This is a genomic window from Rhodococcus oxybenzonivorans (assembly GCF_003130705.1).
Classification (GTDB): domain Bacteria; phylum Actinomycetota; class Actinomycetes; order Mycobacteriales; family Mycobacteriaceae; genus Rhodococcus_F; species Rhodococcus_F oxybenzonivorans.
Genome location: NZ_CP021354.1, coordinates 4,426,218 through 4,444,381 on the forward strand (window position 1 = coordinate 4,426,218; position 18,164 = coordinate 4,444,381).

The following is an 18,164-nucleotide window of genomic DNA, read 5'->3' on the forward strand; positions in this document are numbered from 1 at the left end:
CGATGGCTGACAATGGTGGACGGATCGAAAAGGCCCTGGTCTCGGTTCTGGACAACGGGAGCAGACTGCAGGCACCCGCTGTGGCCAAGTACGTCGAGTGGGTCCGGCGTTCGCATCCCGACGAATCGCCCGCCCAGATCATCGAGCGCATGGAAAAGATGTTCCTGCTGGCAGTGACGGGTAGCGGCAGCGCAGTGGGCGCCGCGGCCGCGGTTCCCGGTGTCGGGACGGTGGCATCGATTGCGGCCGTCGGCGCCGAGTCCGCGTTCTTCCTCGAATCAGCGGCGTTGCTGACTCTCGCCGTGGCATCGGTGCACGGCATCTCCGCCACCGACCATCAACAGCGCCGGGCGCTCGTCCTGGCCGTCGCACTCGGTGAATCGGGCATGGAGATCGTCCAGAAGGCGACGGGCGTGACCGCGAAGAACTGGGGGACGGCAATCACCAGCCGCATCCCGGGCCCCACGATGAGAGGCATGAACAGCCGCCTGCTGCGCAAGTTCGTCACCAAGTACGCTGCCCGGCGCAGCGCGCTGATTCTCGGCAAACTCGTGCCTGCCGGGATCGGCGCAGCGATCGGCGGCGCCGGAAACCGGGCCATCGGCAAGGGCGTCGTGAAGAATGCGCGCGAGGCTTTCGGTCCCGCACCTGCCCGCTGGCCGGATCAGCTGCGAGTCGTCGAGGCCTGACCGGTTTCGCGCGGATCAGTGCGCGAAGTGCTGCGCCGCCGAACGTCCGCCGCCCTTCTCGCGTAGTTCGGCGCAGACTTCCTCGATCGCCTCGCAGACCTGCGATCCCAAGTCTGCGCTGAACCCCTCGCGGACGACGATGCGCAGCACCGCCACCTCTTCTGCGTCGGCAGGCATCGTGTAGGCAGGCACTTGCCAACCCCGCGCCCGGAGTTCGTGCGACACGTCGAAGACCGTGAATCCGGGGTCCCCGACGAGCTCGAAGGCGATCACCGGAATGTCACTGCCGTCGCTGATCAACGTGAAGTGCTCGATTTCGGCGATGCGCTTACCCACACGGACCGCGGTGTCGCGCAACGTCTCCATGATCGCCCGGTACCCGGCTCGGCCGAGGCGCAAAAAATTGTAGTACTGCCCCACCACCTGATTGCCGGGACGCGAGAAGTTCAGCGTGAACGTCGGCATATCGCCGCCCAGGTAGTTGACCCGGAACACCAGCCCCTCGGGCAGATACTCACCGCCGCGCCACACGACGAACCCGATACCCGGATACGTCAGCCCGTACTTGTGGCCGCTGACGTTGATCGAGACGACCCGCGGGACCCGGAAGTCCCACAACAGTTCCGGTTGCAGGAACGGGATCACGAAACCCCCGCTGGCCGCGTCGACATGAATCGGGACGTCGGGACCCCCCGACGCCGCCAGTTGCTCGAGTGTGTCGGCGATCTCGGCCACCGGTTCGAGCTCACCGGTATAGGTAGTGCCGATGATCGCCACCACCCCGATGGTGTTCTCGTCGACCGCCCCCCGTACCTGCTCCGACGTGATGATGTACCGGCCCTTCTCCATCGGCAGGTAGACCGGCTCGACGTCGAAGTACCGGCAGAACTTCTCCCACACCACCTGAACATTGCTGCCCAGCACGAGATTCGGCCGGCTGGCGTCCTTGCCTGCCTCTTGACGCTGCGCGCGCCATCGCCACTTCAGTGCGAGACCGGCGAGCATCACCGCCTCGCTCGACCCGATCGTGGAGACACCCGTAGCGCTGGCCTGGTCGGTGGTGGAGAGATCCGGCGCGTGAAAGAGATCAGCGACCATCGACACGCACCGGGACTCGATCGCGGCCGTCGCCGGATACTCGTCCTTGTCGATCATGTTCTTGTCGAACGTCTCCGCCATCAGCTTGTCGGCCTCGGGATCCATCCACGTGGTCACGAACGTAGCGAGGTTCAGCCGCGAGCTACCGTCGAGCATCAACTCGTCGTGAATGAAGCGGTAGGCCGCCTGCGGATCGGTTTCCTCGTCCGGCAACCGCAGCGCCGGGAACGGTTCCACCGACATCCGCCCCGTGTACGCCGGCGCCAGAACATCTCGGTGATGGTGGTGGTGCTTGCTCATGTATGCCCCCAATCGACTTCATACAGGATGCGCTGCGCCGAAGAGCCCTGTACGCCAGTTGGTGAATATCGGGACGGCTGCCCAGTAGGGTCGAGTCGATTCCACACGATCATGTTCAGGGGAGGACGGCTTGACCACTGCAATGCCGGCACGTGTCGCGGCGCCGATCGAGGTGCGCGGGCTGTCGAAGAGCTTCAAGAACGTCACCGCCGTCTCCGACCTCAGTTTCTCCGTTCCGCACGGTTCGATCACCGGTTTCCTCGGCCCCAACGGCTCGGGTAAGACGACGACGCTGCGGATGATCCTCGGACTCGTCCGGCCCAGCGACGGAACCTCCGCAGTCGAGGGCGTCCCGATTCGGGCACTGCGAGATCCTGCCCGCACGGTCGGCGCCGTGCTCGACTCCCAGAGCCTGCACCCTGCGCGCACCGCGCTCGATCACTTGAAGGTGTACGCCTCGGCCATCGGGGTGCCGGACGCGCGGGCCCGACAGGTACTCGCGTTGGTCGGGCTCGAAGACGTGGCGGGGCGTAAGGCCGGCGGATTCTCGCTGGGCATGCGACAGCGCCTTTCGCTCGCGACCGCCCTGCTGGGCGATCCACGCATCCTGGTCCTCGACGAACCGGCCAACGGACTCGATCCCGAGGGGATCGCGTGGCTGCGGGAGTTCCTGAAAGGCTTCGCCGCCTCGGGGCGGACCGTCCTCGTCTCGAGCCACATCCTCCGGGAGGTCGAGCAGACGGTCGACACCCTGGTCATCGTCAGTCGGGGTGCACTCGTTTATCAGGGAAGGATGGAGGACCTGCGGAAGTCGCAGCAGAGCCGCCTACTGGTCGCCTCCTCGAGTCCGGCTGCGCTGGCGACCGCTCTGGCCGCGCGAGGCATCGTCGATGCCCGGTCCCTGGCCGACGGCCGTCTCGCCGTGACGGGTGCGGCACTGGACGTCGTGCAGTCCGTGGCCACCGGAGCCGGAGTGACGATCTTCGGCGCCGTGGCCGAGCACATCGACCTCGAGCAACTCTTCCTGTCGATGACGACCGGCCAGTACGTTGCCGGTGCGAGCGCGGCTTCGCCCTCCGGGTACGGCCCGCCCCCGGCCTACCCCCAGCAGCCCCACTACCCCGGCCACCCGGGTGCCGGCCCTCCTCCGGGCTACGGCGCGCCGGCCGGGTATCCGCCCGCGTATGCCCCGCACCCGCAGGGTCCGATGTCCGGAGGTCCGCGATGACCGCCCTGCTCACCGCGGAATTCCGCAAGGTCACCACGCTGCGGTTCTGGTGGATGCTCGGGCTGACCCCGCTGGTCGTCGGGATGTTCTCGAGCGCCATCTCCCTGCCGGTGCTACGTGCCTTCACCGACGCGTTCGAAGCCGATCCGGCAGACGCCAACCTCGCTGCCACCGTGTTCGGGCTGGCCGTCGCCCTGTCGCTCGTCGTGCTCTTCGCCGCCCTCTTCGGAGCAGTGAATGCCGGTACCGAGTTCCGCTACAAGACACTGACCACCACTTTCCTCACCGCACGTGGCCGAGACGGGGTGATCGGCGCGAAACTGGCCGTCACTGCCGCGTTCGGATTTTTCTACTGCCTCGTCGTCGAGATGATCAGCGTCGCCCTGCTGCTGACGTTCGGCGGAGAGAACTTCGCACTGCGGGGTTCCCTCTTCGCGATGTTGCCCGCTGCGTTGGTTGCTGCCGCATGCTGGGCGCTGATCGGTGGCGGGATGTCGATGCTGACCGGCTCCTCCGTCGGTAGTTGCATCTCACTCGTCGTGTGGTACACCCTCGGCGAGATGATTCTGCGCTCGATCCTCAGCGGCCTCGGCATCGGCGCGGTGGGCGACGTCCTCCCTGTGTCGGCCACCCTGGGGTCCGTCGCCAACGCGGCCGCGGGCAACGACATCGACTGGTTGCCGTTGTGGCCCGCCGCACCGATCGCGGTGGTGGTGTGGACGGCACTCTTCACCCTCGGCGGATGGGCCCTGACTCGCAGTCGCGACATCACCTGAGGAACGCCGCGACTGCGGTGTCGGACCGCAGCGCTAACGTGGACACAGTGGCTAACGTGGACACAGCGGCAGGTGAGAGCACATCCGGCTCAGTGATCGAGCGGGAGCAGACGCGCGTACGCGACACGGTACGGCCCGGCTGGATACGCCGGCTCAGCGCCGAGTGCTGGACACATCGCCGCGCGACCGTGGGGGCTCTGACCGTGACGGTCGTCGCGGCGGGCATCGATATTTCGTTCCCGCTGCTCACCAAGTACGCGCTCGACGCCGCCGGTACGGATCGCGCCACCGAGGTCATCGGCATCGCAGCGCTCCTGATCGCGCTCCTCGCGTGTGTGCGCTTCGCGTGTCAGTACGGCCGGCGGATGCTGGCGGGCAAGCTGTCGCTCGACGTCCAGCACGACCTCAGGCTGGGTCTGCTCGGTGCCCTGCAACGCCTCGACGGACGTGGTCAGGACCAGATTCGCACCGGCCAGGTGGTGTCGCGGTCCATCACCGATCTGCAACTGGTGCAGGGACTCCTCGCGATGGTCCCGTTGTCGGCGGGCGCGTTGCTTCAATTCGTCCTCGCCCTCGGCATCATGGTGTGGCTTTCCCCGCTGCTGACGGTGGTCGCGCTGGTGATCGTCCCCCTCGTCTGTCTCGTCGTCTACGCGATGCGCCCGACGCTGTTCGCCGCCACGTGGTCCGCCCAGCAGCGGGCGGCCGACCTCGCGCAACACGTCGAGGAGACGGTCACCGGGGTGCGCGTCGTGAAGGGCTTCGGGCAGGAACGGCGGGCCGTCGATCAGCTCGAACACCACAGTCGGGCGCTGTATGCGGAACGCCTGCGGGCCGCCCGCATCAACTCCCGCTTCACGCCCACCATGGCCGCACTCCCCCAACTGGGGCTCGTCGGTGTGATCGCGGTCGGCGGCTACCTGGCCCTGCACGGCTCCATCACGATCGGCACCTTCCTCGCCTTCGCCACCTACGTCACGACGATGACGGCGGTGACCCGCACTCTGTCGTCCGTGGTGATCATGGCGCAACTGTCCCGGGCAGCCGTGGAACGGGTGTACGAGGTGATCGACACCGAACCGGAGGTCGCGGATCCACCGCACCCCACCCCGCTGCCGGGCGGACCGCTCGGCGTCGATCTGCGGTCGGTCACCTTCGGGTTCGAGCCGGGCCGCGACACCCTGCGAGGGCTCGACCTGCAGATCGCCCCCGGCGAGACGGTCGCGGTGGTCGGAATGGCGGGATCCGGGAAGACGGCGCTGTCGCTGCTGCTTCCCCGGTTCTACGCGCCCTCCTCGGGCACCGTTGCGCTGACATCCGGCGAGGACGTGTTCGACGTCGCCCAGCTCAGCGCCGAGCACCTTCGTGAAGCCGTCAGCCTCGTCTTCGACGAACCGTTCCTCTTCTCCGACACCATCGCCGCCAACATCGCACTCGGCAGGCCCGATGCCAGCGCCGAGGAGATCCGGGAAGCGGCGACGATGGCGGCGGCCGACGAGTTCGTCTCCGCCCTCCCCGACGGCTACGACACCGTGGTCGGGGAACGCGGTCTCACACTGTCGGGGGGACAGCGCCAGCGGATCGCCCTGGCCCGCGCGCTCCTCACCGACCCGCGGGTCCTGATTCTCGACGATGCGACGTCCGCCGTGGACGCGACCACCGAGGCGTCCATCTTCGAGTCGCTCCGGGCGGGCCGCGGCCGCACCGCGCTCGTCCTCGCGCACCGACGTTCCACCCTGTCGCTCGCCGATCGGGTGGCCGTCCTCGACGGCGGAACGATCATCGACAGCGGCACGGTGGCCGAACTCGACGAACGGTGCGCCCTGTTCCGGGCACTGTTCGCCTCCCCCGAGGAGGGAAACGGTTCGGAAGCAGGCCCGCGCGCGGTCGATCCGATGTCGACCCAGCGCATCCCCTCCGCAGCGGAACTGTGGCCCGAGGGCCCCCGAGAGGTGCCGGACGCCGCTCTCGCCGCCACCACGGCCGGGAGGACCCCGGCGCCCGCCACCGGACCCGGCGGCGGAGGTCGCGGCGGCGGCGGACCGATGGCCGGCGCCCTGGGAAACATCGCGGCCACCCCCGAACTGCAGGCCGCAGTCGACGCTCTGCCTCCCGCGCTCGAAAGCCCGGGCCTCGACACCCGCACCCTGCGGCTACCCGAACCCAACTTCCACCTGTCGCGCACCCTGCGACCGGTCCGCGGCCTACTGTTCGCCGTGGTCGCCTGCCTCGCGCTCGATTCCCTCGCCGGGATCGCCTTCCCCTCCATCGTGCGATTCGCCATCGACAACGGGGTGCTCCCGCAGGACTCGGCGACGCTGTGGACCGCCACCGCGGTCGGTATCGCCCTCGTCGCCGCCGACTGGCTGGTGGTCGCGGCCATGACGGTGCTCACCGCCCGCGCAGGTGAACGCGTCCTCTTCGGACTCCGGGTGCGCAGCTACGCGCACCTGCAGCGGCTCGGCCTCGACTACTACGAGCGGGAGCTTTCGGGCCGGATCATGACCCGCATGACCACCGACGTCGACGCGTTGTCGTCGTTCATCCAGACCGGGATGTCCACCGCGGTGGTCAGTGTGCTCACCGTCGTGGGGATCTCGGTCGCACTCGTCGTCACCGACCTCACTCTCGCCCTCGTCGCCCTCGCCGTCATCCCGCCCCTCGTGCTCGCGACGCTGATCTTTCGCCGGATCTCTTCGGTGGCCTACACGGTGTCCCGGGAACGGATTTCCCTCGTCAACGCCGAGTTCCAGGAAAACATCGCGGGATTGCGCGCCGCGCAGGCCTACCGCCGCGAAGAGTTCGCCGCCCGCAGATTCGCCGAACGCGCCGACAGTTACCGCCGCAGCCGCATGCGGTCCCAGCGCGCGATCTCGCTGTACTTCCCGTTCATCGCGTTCCTCTCGGATCTGGCGCTTGCCGCCGTCGTGTTCGTCGGTGCCCGGCAGGTCGCGGGCGGCGAGACGTCGTCGGGAACGCTCGTCGCCTTCGTGCTGTACCTCGGCCTGCTGTTCGGGCCCATCCAGCAGCTGTCCCAAGTGTTCGACGGCTATCAGCAGGCCAGTGTCGGCCTGCTCCGGATCGGCGATCTGCTCCGCACTCCGAGTTCCATCGAGCGCGCCGCCGGCGACCATCGCACTCGGATCGACGGGCACCTGAGAGGCGAGGTGCGTCTGCGCGACGTCGGCTTCCGCTATTCCGGCGCGGAGAGTGACGCGCTGACCGACATCGACCTCCACATTCCGGCGGGCGCCACGGTAGCGCTGGTCGGCAAGACCGGCGCGGGCAAATCCACCATCGTGAAACTGCTCGCCCGCTTCTACGACCCGACGTCCGGCTCCGTACTCGTCGACGACGTCGACCTGCGTCGCTATTCGCTCGGTGAGTACCGCGGGCGACTGGGCGTGGTCCCGCAGGAGGCGCATCTGTTCACCGGCACGGTCGCGACCAACATCGCGTACGGCAGGCCCGACGCGAGCCGCGAGGAGATCGAGAATGCCGCCCGCGCGGTCGGAGCGCTCGGCACGATCGGCCGGCTGCGGGGTGGGATGCGTCACCCCATCGGCGAGCGCGGGCAGGGACTGTCGGCGGGTCAGCGACAGTTGATCGCGCTTGCTCGCGCCGAACTGGTCGACCCCGACCTCCTGCTCCTGGACGAGGCGACCGCGACCCTCGATCCGGCCACAGAGCAGCTGGTTCTCGAGGCCGGCAGCCGTGTGACCCGGCGCCGGACGTCGGTCGTGGTAGCCCACCGACTGGCCACTGCAGCGCGCGCCGACGTGATCCTCGTCATCGACGAAGGCCGGATCGTGGAGACCGGATCGCACGCCACCCTGCGCTCGGCTGGTGGCCACTATGCGGGACTGTGGGATGCGGCGGAGAGCGGTGCAGGGAATAATCGCGGGGCGAGAACCGTCATCGATGGTGACCCCATCCGATGGCCGTGAGACAGCTCACACGTGCAGGCCTGGCGATTCGCACGTCACACGCGAGGGCTACTCTCATGTATATAGGCGCTCTGATCGGGTACCGAAATAGAAACGAGGCGAACACCTGCCGTGAGCAGCAGCTCTACATCCCAGTTCGGACAGAACCAGTGGTTGGTCGACGAAATGTACCAGCGTTTCCAGGACGATCCGTCGTCCGTGGACGCGAGTTGGCATGAATTTCTGACGGATTACTCCCCCGATGCCGCCGCCAAGGCCGGCGTAGCCAACGGACGCGGCACGAACGGCACCACCACCGCCGCATCTGCTGCCGCTCCCCCCGGCAAGACGTCGCCGCCGCCGGCCGCCAAGGCCGAGACCGCACCCACTTCGGCGACCAAGACGGGCGACGGCGCCCCGGCGAAGTCCGCTGCCAACGGCGCAGCTCCCAAGGCCGCGGCGCCCAAGACGGCCGCACCGAAGGCCGCCCCGGCCAAGACCGCACCGGCCAAGGAGTCGACCGCGAAGGCGTCCGCTCCCGAGACCGCTGCCGAAGAAACGAAGGTTCTGCGCGGCGCCGCTGCTGCCGTCGCGAAGAACATGTCGGCCTCGCTGGCCATTCCGACCGCCACCAGTGTTCGCGCCATCCCTGCGAAGCTGATGTTCGACAACCGGATCGTCATCAACAACCACCTCGCCCGTACCCGCGGCGGCAAGATTTCCTTCACCCACCTGCTGGGTTACGCGATCGTGCAGGCGGTCAAGGCGTTCCCCAACATGAACCGGCACTTCGCGGAGATCGACGGCAAGCCGCACTCCGTCACGCCCGCGCACACCAATCTCGGCCTGGCAATCGATCTGCCGGGCAAGGACGGCAGCCGGTCCCTCGTCGTCGCCGCCATCAAGAACACCGAAACGCACAACTTCACGCAGTTCTACAGCGCCTACGAGGACATCGTCCGGCGCGCGCGTGACGGCAAGCTCACCGGTGAGGACTTCTCGGGCGTCACCATCTCCCTCACCAATCCCGGTGGCATCGGCACCGTGCATTCCGTGCCGCGTCTGATGCAGGGACAGGGCGCCATCATCGGTGCCGGTGCCATGGAGTACCCCGCCGAATTCCAGGGCGCGAGCGACGAGCGCATTGCCGACATGGGCGTCGGCAAGCTGATGACGCTCACCTCGACGTACGACCACCGCATCATCCAGGGTGCCGAGTCCGGCGACTTCCTCCGGACCATTCACAACCTGCTGATCAGCGACGAGTTCTACGACGAGATCTTCCACGCGCTGCACATCCCGTACGAGCCGGTCCGCTGGCGTCAGGATGTGCCCGAAGGCGCGGTCGACAAGAACACCCGCGTCCTCGAGTTGATCGCCGCGTACCGCAACCGCGGTCACCTGATGGCCGACACCGATCCACTGCAGTTCGTCAAGGACAAGTTCCGCAGCCACCCGGACCTCGACGTCATCACGCACGACCTGACCCTGTGGGATCTCGACCGTGAGTTCAAGGTCGGCGGCTTCCACGGCCAGGAGAAGATGAAGCTCCGCGACGTGCTCAGCGTGCTGCGCGACGCGTACTGCCGCCACGTCGGCGTCGAATACACGCACATCCTCGAGCCGGAACAGCAGCAGTGGCTGCAGGACCGCGTCGAGGCGCATCACGTCAAGCCGACGGTCGCTCAGCAGAAGTACATCCTGAGCAAGCTGAATGCCGCCGAGGCATTCGAGACCTTCCTGCAGACCAAGTACGTCGGCCAGAAGCGCTTCTCCCTCGAGGGCGCCGAGTCCGTCATCCCCATGATGGACGCCGTCATCGACCAGGCCGCCGAGCACCAGCTCGACGAGGTCGTCATCGGCATGCCTCACCGTGGTCGCCTGAACGTGCTGGCGAACATCGTGGGTAAGCCGTACTCCAAGATCTTCACGGAGTTCGAGGGCAACATGAACCCGGCTGCCGCGCACGGCTCCGGTGACGTGAAGTACCACCTCGGTGCCGAGGGCACGTACATCCAGATGTTCGGCGACAACGACATCACGGTGTCGCTCACCGCCAACCCGTCCCACCTCGAGGCCGTCGACCCGGTCCTGGAGGGACTGGTCCGCGCCAAGCAGGACATCCTCGACAAGGGTGAGGACGGCTTCACCGTCCTGCCGTTGATGCTGCACGGTGATGCCGCATTCGCGGGTCAGGGCGTGGTGGCGGAGACGCTCAACCTTGCGCTGCTGCGCGGATACCGCACCGGCGGCACCGTCCACATCGTGGTCAACAACCAGGTCGGCTTCACCACCGCCCCGGAGCACTCGCGTTCCTCCGAGTACTGCACCGATGTCGCGAAGATGATCGGCGCGCCGATCTTCCACGTCAACGGTGACGACCCCGAGGCCTGCGTATGGGTTGCCCAGCTCGCTGTCGACTTCCGGGAGAAGTTCCAGAAGGACGTCGTCATCGACATGATCTGCTACCGCCGTCGCGGTCACAACGAGGGCGACGACCCGTCGATGACCCAGCCGGCGATGTACGACGTGATCGACACCAAGCGCAGCGTTCGTAAGAGCTACACCGAATCGCTGATCGGCCGTGGTGACATCTCGCTGAAGGAAGCCGAAGACGCTCTCCGCGACTACCAGGGACAGCTGGAGCGGGTGTTCAACGAGGTTCGCGAGCTGGAGAAGTACAAGCCCGAGCCGAGTGAGTCGGTCGAGCTCGACCAGCCGCTGCCCACCAAGTTGACCACCGCGGTCGATCGTTCGGTCCTCGAGCGGATCGGTGACGCGTTCGTCAACGTGCCCGAGGGTTTCTCGGTGCACCCGCGCGTCAAGCCGGTCGTCGAGAAGCGCCGCGAAATGTCCCGCGAAGGCAAGATCGACTGGGCGTTTGCCGAACTGCTCGCCTTCGGTTCGCTGGTCGACCAGGGCAAGATGGTTCGCCTCTCGGGTCAGGACTCCCGCCGCGGTACGTTCACGCAGCGTCACTCGGTGCTCATCGACCGCAAGACGGGCGACGAGTACACGCCGCTGCAGAACCTCGGCAGCGAGAACCCGGGCAAGTTCCTGGTCTACGACTCAGCACTCAGTGAGTTCGCCGCCGTCGGTTTCGAGTACGGCTACTCCGTGGGCAACCCGGACGCCCTCGTGCTCTGGGAAGCCCAGTTCGGTGACTTCGTCAACGGTGCGCAGTCCATCATCGACGAGTTCATCTCCTCCGGTGAGGCTAAGTGGGGTCAGCTTTCCGACGTCGTGCTGCTCCTTCCGCACGGTCACGAGGGTCAGGGTCCGGACCACACGTCCGGCCGTATCGAGCGCTTCCTCCAGCTGTGCGCCGAGGGATCGATGACGGTGGCCGTGCCGTCTACGCCGGCCAGCTACTTCCACCTGCTGCGTCGCCACTCGCTCGACGGAATCCGCCGCCCGCTGGTGGTGTTCACGCCGAAGTCGATGCTGCGCAACAAGGCCGCCGTGTCCGATATCGAGGACTTCACCACCGGCAAGTTCCGGTCCGTCTTCGAAGAGCCGGTTTACGAGACCGGTGACGGCGACCGCAGCAAGGTCACCCGGGTGCTCCTCGTCAGCGGCAAGCTGTACTGGGAACTGCTCGCAAAGAAGCACAAGGACAACCGCGACGACATCGCGATCGTCCGAATCGAGCAGCTGTACCCGGTGCCGAGCCGTCGCCTGCGTGAAACGCTCGATCGCTACCCGAACGCCGCCGAATTCCGGTGGGTTCAGGAGGAGCCGGCCAACCAGGGTGCATGGCCGTTCTTCGGTCTCGCGCTGCCCGAGTTGCTCCCGGAGAAACTCGCCGGGATCAAGCGGATTTCGCGCCGTTCGATGTCGGCACCGTCCTCGGGTTCGAGCAAGGTCCACGCCGTCGAACAGCAGGAGATTATCGATGAGGCCTTCGGCTGAAGAGCGTGTAACGGCTGAAGCCTTCGGCTGACATCGACTGAACCACCACTGAGCCGGGCCGAGTTCGCTGTACGAAGCGAACTCGGCCCGGCTTTGTGGTGTCCGGACCTGCCCGGCTAGGGGCTTGCGCTGGTGGCCGCGACCAGTGCTGCGGCGATCTCGGGCGCCGCCGCGACCGCGAGGGCGGGCAGCGCTTGTACGTTGAGTTCTATCAATTGCTCGCGGGTGAGCTGCGGATCGCGCAACCAGCTGATCGTGACCTCCTCGACGTATGCGATCCAGCCACGGACGGTCAGTTCCACCGCGGGTGTCCGCTCGACGCCGAGGATCGGGAGCTGCTCGAGGGTGCGCTCGGACATCTTTGCCCGCGTCTCCTCGAAGACAGCCCGCATGTCGGGGTCTCCACTGGCTGTGCCTCGGAGCAGCGAAACGTAGGTGCCACGGTTCTCCGACACGTAGTCGACGTATGCGGCCAATACGGACCGCAGAATCTTCAACGGATCCCGGGCGTCGTCCACGTAGGGGTCGGGCGCAGTCCGGGCCAGCATCTCGCTGCTGGAGTGACGCACGATGGCGAGATGGAAGTCGTGCTTCGAAGCGAAGTAGTGGAAGAGCAGTCCCCGCGAGACTCCGGCCTGGTCGGCGATCTCCTCGACCGAGATCTGCTCGAGCGGCCGTTGCGCCAGCATCTTCACACCGAGGTCGATCAATTGTGCCCGTCGTTGCTCCGGGCTGAGACGGGTCCGCTTCACGACGTCCATGACAGCATCTTACTGAACGGAGGTCAATAGCTATTGACTACCCCTCAATAGCGCCCTATTGTCTCCTACATGAGTCTTCCCGTCACAGACACTTACGACACGACCGCGGGTGCCCGATACGTCGACACCTTGATCATCGGCAGCGGGTTCGCCGGGCTGGGCGCGGCCATCAAGCTCACCCAGGCAGGCAAGACCGATTTTCTCGTGCTCGAACGCGGCACGGAGGTCGGCGGCACCTGGCGCGACAACACGTACCCGGGCGCGGCATGCGACGTGCCCTCGCACCTGTACTCCTACTCGTTCGCGCTGAACCCCGAGTGGACACGCTCGTTCTCGACCCAGCCCGAGATCCAGAAGTACATCCAGTCGGTGGCGGACAAGTACAAGGTGCGCGACCGCCACGTTTTCGGTTGTGACGTGACATCCGCACACTGGAACGAGCAGACCACGCGGTGGGAAGTCACCACCACCAAGGGGAACTTCGTCGCGAAGATCGTCGTCTCGGCGGTCGGTGCACTGTGCGAGCCGGCGCTCCCCGACATCAAGGGCATCGAAGAGTTCGAGGGCGAGATCTTCCACTCCGCCCGCTGGAACCACGACGCCGACCTGACGGGAAAGCGGGTTGCCGTCATCGGTACGGGCGCCTCGGCCATCCAGATCGTCCCGGCGATCGGCAAGAAGGTGTCGCACCTCGACGTCTACCAGCGCACGGCCCCGTGGATCCTGCCTCGCGCCGACCGCGAGTACACGAAGGCCGAGCACGCCGCGTTCAAGTACCTGCCCGGTTTCCAGAAGCTGTGCCGTAGCGGGATCTACTGGATGCGTGAGAGCCAGGTCGTCGGGCTCGCGAAGGCACCGGTGTTCATGAAGCCGCTGCAGTTCGCGGCCGAGCGCCACCTGCGCCGCCAGATCAAGGACAAGGACCTGCGCAAGAAGGTCACCCCGAATTTCCAGATCGGCTGCAAGCGCATGCTGATCTCGAACAACTACTACCCGACGCTCGCGCAGGACAACGTCGACCTGGTGACCGAGGGCATCGCCGAGGTCAAGGGCAACGCAGTCGTCTCGAAGACCGGCACGGTCCGCGAGGTCGACGCCATCGTGGTCGCCACCGGTTTCCACGTCACCGACTCCCCCACCTTCCAGGGAATTTTCGGCAAGGACGGCCGCTCGCTCGCCGAGATCTTCGACGAAGGCGGGCAGCAGGGTTACAAGGGCGCGGCGATCGCGAACTTCCCCAACATGTTCTTCCTCGTCGGTCCCAACACAGGACTGGGCCACACCTCGATGGTCTTCATGATCGAGTCGCAGCTCAATTACCTGGTCGACGCACTCGACACCCTCGACAAGTACGGCATCGGCAAAATCGAGGTCCGGCAGGACGCGCAGGACCGATACAACGCCGACCTCCAGGAGAAGCTGTCGCACAGCGTGTGGAACAACGGCGGGTGCGCCAGCTGGTACCTCGACAAGCACGGCAACAACACGACACTGTGGCCGGGGTTCACCTTCCAGTTCCGGAATCAGACGCGGCGTTTCGACCTCGCGGCGTACGACAGTGTGGCCGCCGCCGACCTCCCCGCACCGGTGCAGGTGAACGGTCAGTCCTCGGACTCGTTCGCCATCTCGGCACAGATCGACCTCGACGACGACAAGGTGGCAGCACAGTGAGCACATTCGCAGGCAAGGTGGTCGTGATCACCGGCGCCGGTTCGGGCATCGGCAGGGCTCTCGCCGTCAATCTGGCAGGGCAGGGCGCCAAACTGGCAATCTCCGACATGGACACCGTCGGTCTCGCCGAGACGGCGCGACAGGTCGCCGCCCTCGGCGCCGACGTGAAGTCGGACCATCTGGATGTCACCGAGCGCGAAGCGGTACTCGCGTACGCCGACGCCGTGCGTGCCCACTTCGGCACGATCAACCAGGTCTACAACAACGCCGGTATCGCATATCACGGCGAGTTCGAGAAGTCCGAGTTCAAGGACATCGAGCGGATCATGGATGTGGACTTCTGGGGAGTCGTCAACGGCACCAAGGCATTCCTGCCGCACCTCATTGCCTCGGGCGACGGCCACTTGGTGAACATCTCGAGCCTCTTCGGTCTGTTGTCCATGCCGGGCCAGACCGCCTACAACTCCGCGAAGTTCGCGGTCCGCGGCTTCACCGAGTCGCTGCGACAGGAGATGCTGATTGCTAAGCATCCCGTCAAGGTGACCTGTGTGCATCCGGGAGGCATCAAGACAGCCATTGCCCGCAATGCCACCGCAGGCCCCGGCGAAGACTTGGACACGTTCGCCCAGTTCTTCGACAAGAAGCTCGCCCGGACCTCACCGGAAGATGCGGCTGCCACCATCGTCAAGGGTGTGCGCAAGGGTAAGGCGCGGGTGCTGATCGGCGCCGACGCGAAGTTCCTGGACGCCTGGGTGCGCGTGGTCGGCCCGAGCTACCAGCGAGTGGTCGCCGCCGTCGCCGGGCGTGTCCTTCCCAAGCCGAACTGAGGTCGCCGTGAGCTTCTCCTTGCCGCTCCCGGTAGTCGCCGCCGCGCTGCGGCCGTTCTACCGGCTGAGCCTCAACTCGCGGCTGCCGTATCCGGCGCAGAGGGCGCTGCTCGAAATGGCCGCACCGCTGCAGCAGATGCCGGAGGGGGCGGCCTGCCGCCCGGCCACCTTGGCCGGCCGGCCCGCCGAGCGGATCACGGTGGGCGCCACCGAGCGCCGGACCGCCGTGCTCTATCTCCACGGTGGCGCGTACACCATCGGCTCGCCCGCGACCCATCGGTCGCTGGCCGCGCATCTGGCACGTGAATCCGGAAGCGTGGTCTACACACTCGACTACCGCCTGGCTCCCGAACATCCGTTTCCTGCCGGGCTGGAGGACGCCGTGGCAGCGTTCCTCGAGCTGACCACAGAACACGGGTACGAGACAGGTCGACTGGCAATCGCCGGCGACTCCGCGGGCGGTGGTCTGGCGGCGGCCACGGCGCGGCGCCTGATCGACCGGCACGGGGTCACCCCGGCCGCGTTGGGACTCATCTCACCGTGGGTCGATCCGGGCAGGCGCGACACCATCCGGAACCGCGACCTCGTGGTGAATACCGCGTGGTCGTTCGACGCCGCCGAGAAGTACCTGGGGAGCGGAGACAAGTTCGATCCCGGTTATGCCCCGCTGCACGGAGATTTGAAGGGGTTTCCGCCCACTGTCGTTCACGTCGGACTCGACGAGGTTCTGTATCCACAGATCTTGGAGTTCGTCGACAAGCTCGAGAAGTCGGGCGTCGACGTGACGCTCACCGAATACGCCCGACTCTGGCACGTTGCGCACCTCCAGGCCTCGTTGGTACGCGAGGCTGCGGACGCCGTCGCCGAACTCGGGGCTTACTTGAAATCACACATGTGCGTCCAGCCAGACACGAGCGACGTCGGCTGAATCGGCACCACCGCGGACCTGGCCGATCATGTCGGCCAGGTCCGCTGTCGTCAGCTCCCCCGCCACCACGTTCAGCGACTTGATCTGGGGCTCACCGAGCGCCCCGACCCGGTAGAGCGGCACCACGTTCTGGGCTGTGAAGATCGGCTCGTCGTCGTCCAGCAGAACGAGGTCCGAGCTCGCGACTTCCGGGGTCGCGGTGGTCACTCCTGCCACCACGGCGCCATCCACCTGTGCGGGGACGGAGAGTTCCGCGACCGCCGCGGCTCCGTCCGGAACCGCGCGCGTCTGTGCGAACGTGCAACCGGTCAGATCGGCGAGTGAGCCGGCCTCGAAATCGGGGGTGAGCACCGCGGAGCTACGACTGCACGCGGGAATGAGCTCGTCGAGCGTCGTCACCGCCATCCGGGTAGACGTGTCCGCAGACACCGCCAGCGCGGACCGATCCTCCGCCGCCGCATAGTCTGAGATCGAAAGACCTTGCGGCAGAGCCTGACTCAGCGCCTCGAATACCTCGTCCTGTTCCTTTTCGGTCGACTCGGGATCGTAATAGCGCAGCAGCCGGCCGGTGAACTCGGGCACCAACGTCACTTCGCCCGCATCGAGCCGCCGAAGATAGGAGGTGCGGTCGCCCAGGCCGGTCTCGGTGGATGCCGGCGCACCCGTCGAACGGAGAGCGCCCGCGTAGATTTCGGCCAGGACCCGGCTTTCCGCCGTGTCTCCCGACCCCACCACCACCTCACCCGAGGTCTGTCCCGCGGAACCGTCGAGAGCAGTGTTGTCGACATCGCAGGCCGACAGCGCGCCGGGAACCAGAATCAGCACCGACGCTGCCGCCCATGCCCCGAGACGAGCGGACTTCCGGGAACTCCCGTTCCCCGATCCGCCCTTACCTGTCTGTGCCACCTCGCACGCCTTCCCTCGCATCACGCTGAGCCGAAACCAGTGTTGCCCACCTGCCTATCGTTACACTGACGCCACATCGGCCCGGCGGTGTGCCCACCGGATCTCCCGATCATGCGGCAGTAGTGAACAAACGGCAGTGTGAACGAACGGAAGGACGCGCATGCGCACCTCGAACACATCCTCGGGTCACGGGTTCGCCCGCCGCACTCTGGGCGGCCTCGCAGTCGCCACGGTTGCCGTGGTCTCCCTCGCCGCGTGCGGGGGCGGTTCCGATCCGTTGTCGGCCGAGGGCGAAGGGTCCGGTGACGACGCAAACGCCGTCATCGTGGGTTCGGCGAACTTCCCGGAGTCCGAGACGGTGGCCAATATCTACACCGAGGTTCTCCGCGCCAACGGTTTCGACGTAACCACGAAGTTCGACATCGGAAGCCGCGAGGCCTACATTCCGGCGCTGAAGGACGCGTCGATCGACGTCATTCCGGACTACACGGGCAACCTGCTGCAGTACCTCGACCCGCAGTCGACTGCCACCAGCGCTGCCGACGTCAACTCGGCACTTCCGGGTGCACTCGGATCGGAGTTGACGATCACCACCGCCGCCCCAGCCGAGGACAAGGACGCCGTCGTCGTCACGGCGGAGACCGCACAGAAGTGGAATTTGACCTCGATTGCGGACTTGGCAGCGCATTCGGCGGAGGTGAAGTTCGGTGCCCCCGCCGAGTTCCAAGAGCGCCGCGCCGGATTGCCCGGACTGAAGGAGAACTACGGACTCGACATCGCACCGGCCAACTTCGTCCCCATCGCGGACGGCGGCGGCCCCGCCACGGTCGAGGCTCTGGCATCGGGGCAGATCACCGCGGCGAACATCTTCACCACCTCGCCGGCAATCGGGAAGAACAACTTTGTGGTGCTCACAGACCCGAAGAACAATTTTCCGGCTCAGAACGTCGTTCCGGTGGTGCGCGCAGCCAAGTCGACGGCCGAGCTGACTCGAGCGCTCGACGCACTGTCCGCGAAGCTGACGACGGAGGAGCTGGTGAAGTTGAACGATGCCGTGTCCGGTGACGCCAAGACGGAGCCGGCGGCAGCCGCGAAGCAGTGGGTCGTAAACCAGGGGCTCGACAAGCCGGTCTCCTGAGGAG

The 18,164-nt window shown here is 66.5% G+C and carries 12 protein-coding genes; 9 read left to right on the forward strand and 3 right to left on the reverse strand.

The features are described 5' to 3' along the window. Positions 1–2: 2 nt before the first annotated feature. Positions 3–689, forward strand: coding sequence for a hypothetical protein (locus tag CBI38_RS20775; RefSeq protein ID WP_109331782.1), 687 nt, complete (start codon positions 3–5; stop codon positions 687–689). 15 nt (positions 690–704) lie between these two features. Here the strand turns inward: CBI38_RS20775 and CBI38_RS20780 are convergent, their stop codons facing one another. After that, the gene (locus tag CBI38_RS20780) at positions 705–2,087 is read right to left on the reverse strand and encodes a glutamate decarboxylase (RefSeq protein WP_109331783.1); all 1,383 of its coding nucleotides are present in this window, start codon (positions 2,085–2,087) and stop codon (positions 705–707) included. Positions 2,088–2,217: 130 nt separating this feature from the next. Here CBI38_RS20780 and CBI38_RS20785 point away from each other — a divergent pair, with 130 nt between their 5' ends. From CBI38_RS20785 to CBI38_RS20800, 4 genes are all read left to right on the forward strand, one after another. After that, on the forward strand, positions 2,218–3,315 hold the full coding sequence (locus CBI38_RS20785) for an ABC transporter ATP-binding protein (protein WP_109331784.1): 1,098 nt from the start codon (positions 2,218–2,220) through the stop codon (positions 3,313–3,315). After that, complete coding sequence (locus CBI38_RS20790; protein WP_109331785.1) at positions 3,312–4,091, forward strand: ABC transporter permease; 780 nt, start codon at positions 3,312–3,314, stop codon at positions 4,089–4,091. Before CBI38_RS20785 ends, CBI38_RS20790 begins: the two co-directional genes overlap by 4 nt. After that, positions 4,058–8,038 carry an ABC transporter ATP-binding protein gene (locus tag CBI38_RS20795; RefSeq protein WP_109331795.1) on the forward strand — a complete coding sequence of 1,327 codons (3,981 nt, stop codon included), beginning with the start codon at positions 4,058–4,060 and terminating at the stop codon, positions 8,036–8,038. The genes CBI38_RS20790 and CBI38_RS20795 overlap by 34 nt, the downstream gene beginning before the upstream one ends. 111 nt (positions 8,039–8,149) lie before the next feature. Beyond that, the gene (locus tag CBI38_RS20800) at positions 8,150–11,929 is read left to right on the forward strand and encodes a multifunctional oxoglutarate decarboxylase/oxoglutarate dehydrogenase thiamine pyrophosphate-binding subunit/dihydrolipoyllysine-residue succinyltransferase subunit (RefSeq protein ID WP_109331802.1); all 3,780 of its coding nucleotides are present in this window, start codon (positions 8,150–8,152) and stop codon (positions 11,927–11,929) included. A gap of 116 nt (positions 11,930–12,045) precedes the next feature. Here the strand turns inward: CBI38_RS20800 and CBI38_RS20805 are convergent, their stop codons facing one another. After that, positions 12,046–12,690 carry a TetR/AcrR family transcriptional regulator gene (locus CBI38_RS20805; RefSeq protein WP_109331803.1) on the reverse strand — a complete coding sequence of 215 codons (645 nt, stop codon included), beginning with the start codon at positions 12,688–12,690 and terminating at the stop codon, positions 12,046–12,048. 69 nt (positions 12,691–12,759) lie between these two features. Here CBI38_RS20805 and CBI38_RS20810 point away from each other — a divergent pair, with 69 nt between their 5' ends. From CBI38_RS20810 to CBI38_RS20820, 3 genes are read left to right on the forward strand one after another with little or no spacing between them, the layout of a single operon-like run. Then, the gene (locus tag CBI38_RS20810; RefSeq protein ID WP_109331804.1) at positions 12,760–14,361 is read left to right on the forward strand and encodes a flavin-containing monooxygenase; all 1,602 of its coding nucleotides are present in this window, start codon (positions 12,760–12,762) and stop codon (positions 14,359–14,361) included. Further along, positions 14,358–15,188 (forward strand): SDR family NAD(P)-dependent oxidoreductase, encoded by an 831-nt coding sequence (locus CBI38_RS20815; protein WP_109331805.1) that lies wholly within the window; start codon positions 14,358–14,360, stop codon positions 15,186–15,188. Before CBI38_RS20810 ends, CBI38_RS20815 begins: the two co-directional genes overlap by 4 nt. A 7-nt stretch (positions 15,189–15,195) precedes the next feature. Further along, entirely contained in the window at positions 15,196–16,116 is a 921-nt protein-coding gene (locus CBI38_RS20820; protein ID WP_109331806.1) for an alpha/beta hydrolase fold domain-containing protein, read from the forward strand. Here CBI38_RS20820 and CBI38_RS20825 read toward each other — a convergent pair. Continuing rightward, positions 16,075–17,022, reverse strand: a complete 948-nt coding sequence (locus tag CBI38_RS20825; protein WP_230989899.1) for an ABC transporter substrate-binding protein — start codon at positions 17,020–17,022, stop codon at positions 16,075–16,077. The genes CBI38_RS20820 and CBI38_RS20825 overlap by 42 nt on opposite strands. A gap of 160 nt (positions 17,023–17,182) precedes the next feature. Here CBI38_RS20825 and CBI38_RS20830 point away from each other — a divergent pair, with 160 nt between their 5' ends. Next, positions 17,183–18,160, forward strand: a complete 978-nt coding sequence (locus CBI38_RS20830; RefSeq protein WP_109331807.1) for an ABC transporter substrate-binding protein — start codon at positions 17,183–17,185, stop codon at positions 18,158–18,160. Positions 18,161–18,164: the final 4 nt, after the last annotated feature.

Bases quoted from the DNA above. Each gene is read 5' to 3' on its own strand.
- CBI38_RS20775 (WP_109331782.1), top strand. From the start codon at position 3: ATGGCTGACAATGGTGGACGGATCGAAAAGGCCCTGGTCTCGGTTCTG.
- CBI38_RS20780 (WP_109331783.1), bottom strand. From the start codon at position 2,087: ATGAGCAAGCACCACCACCATCACCGAGATGTTCTGGCGCCGGCGTAC.
- CBI38_RS20790 (WP_109331785.1), top strand. From the start codon at position 3,312: ATGACCGCCCTGCTCACCGCGGAATTCCGCAAGGTCACCACGCTGCGG.
- CBI38_RS20795 (WP_109331795.1), top strand. From the start codon at position 4,058: ATGGGCCCTGACTCGCAGTCGCGACATCACCTGAGGAACGCCGCGACT.
- CBI38_RS20805 (WP_109331803.1), bottom strand. From the start codon at position 12,690: ATGGACGTCGTGAAGCGGACCCGTCTCAGCCCGGAGCAACGACGGGCA.
- CBI38_RS20810 (WP_109331804.1), top strand. From the start codon at position 12,760: ATGAGTCTTCCCGTCACAGACACTTACGACACGACCGCGGGTGCCCGA.
- CBI38_RS20830 (WP_109331807.1), top strand. From the start codon at position 17,183: ATGCGCACCTCGAACACATCCTCGGGTCACGGGTTCGCCCGCCGCACT.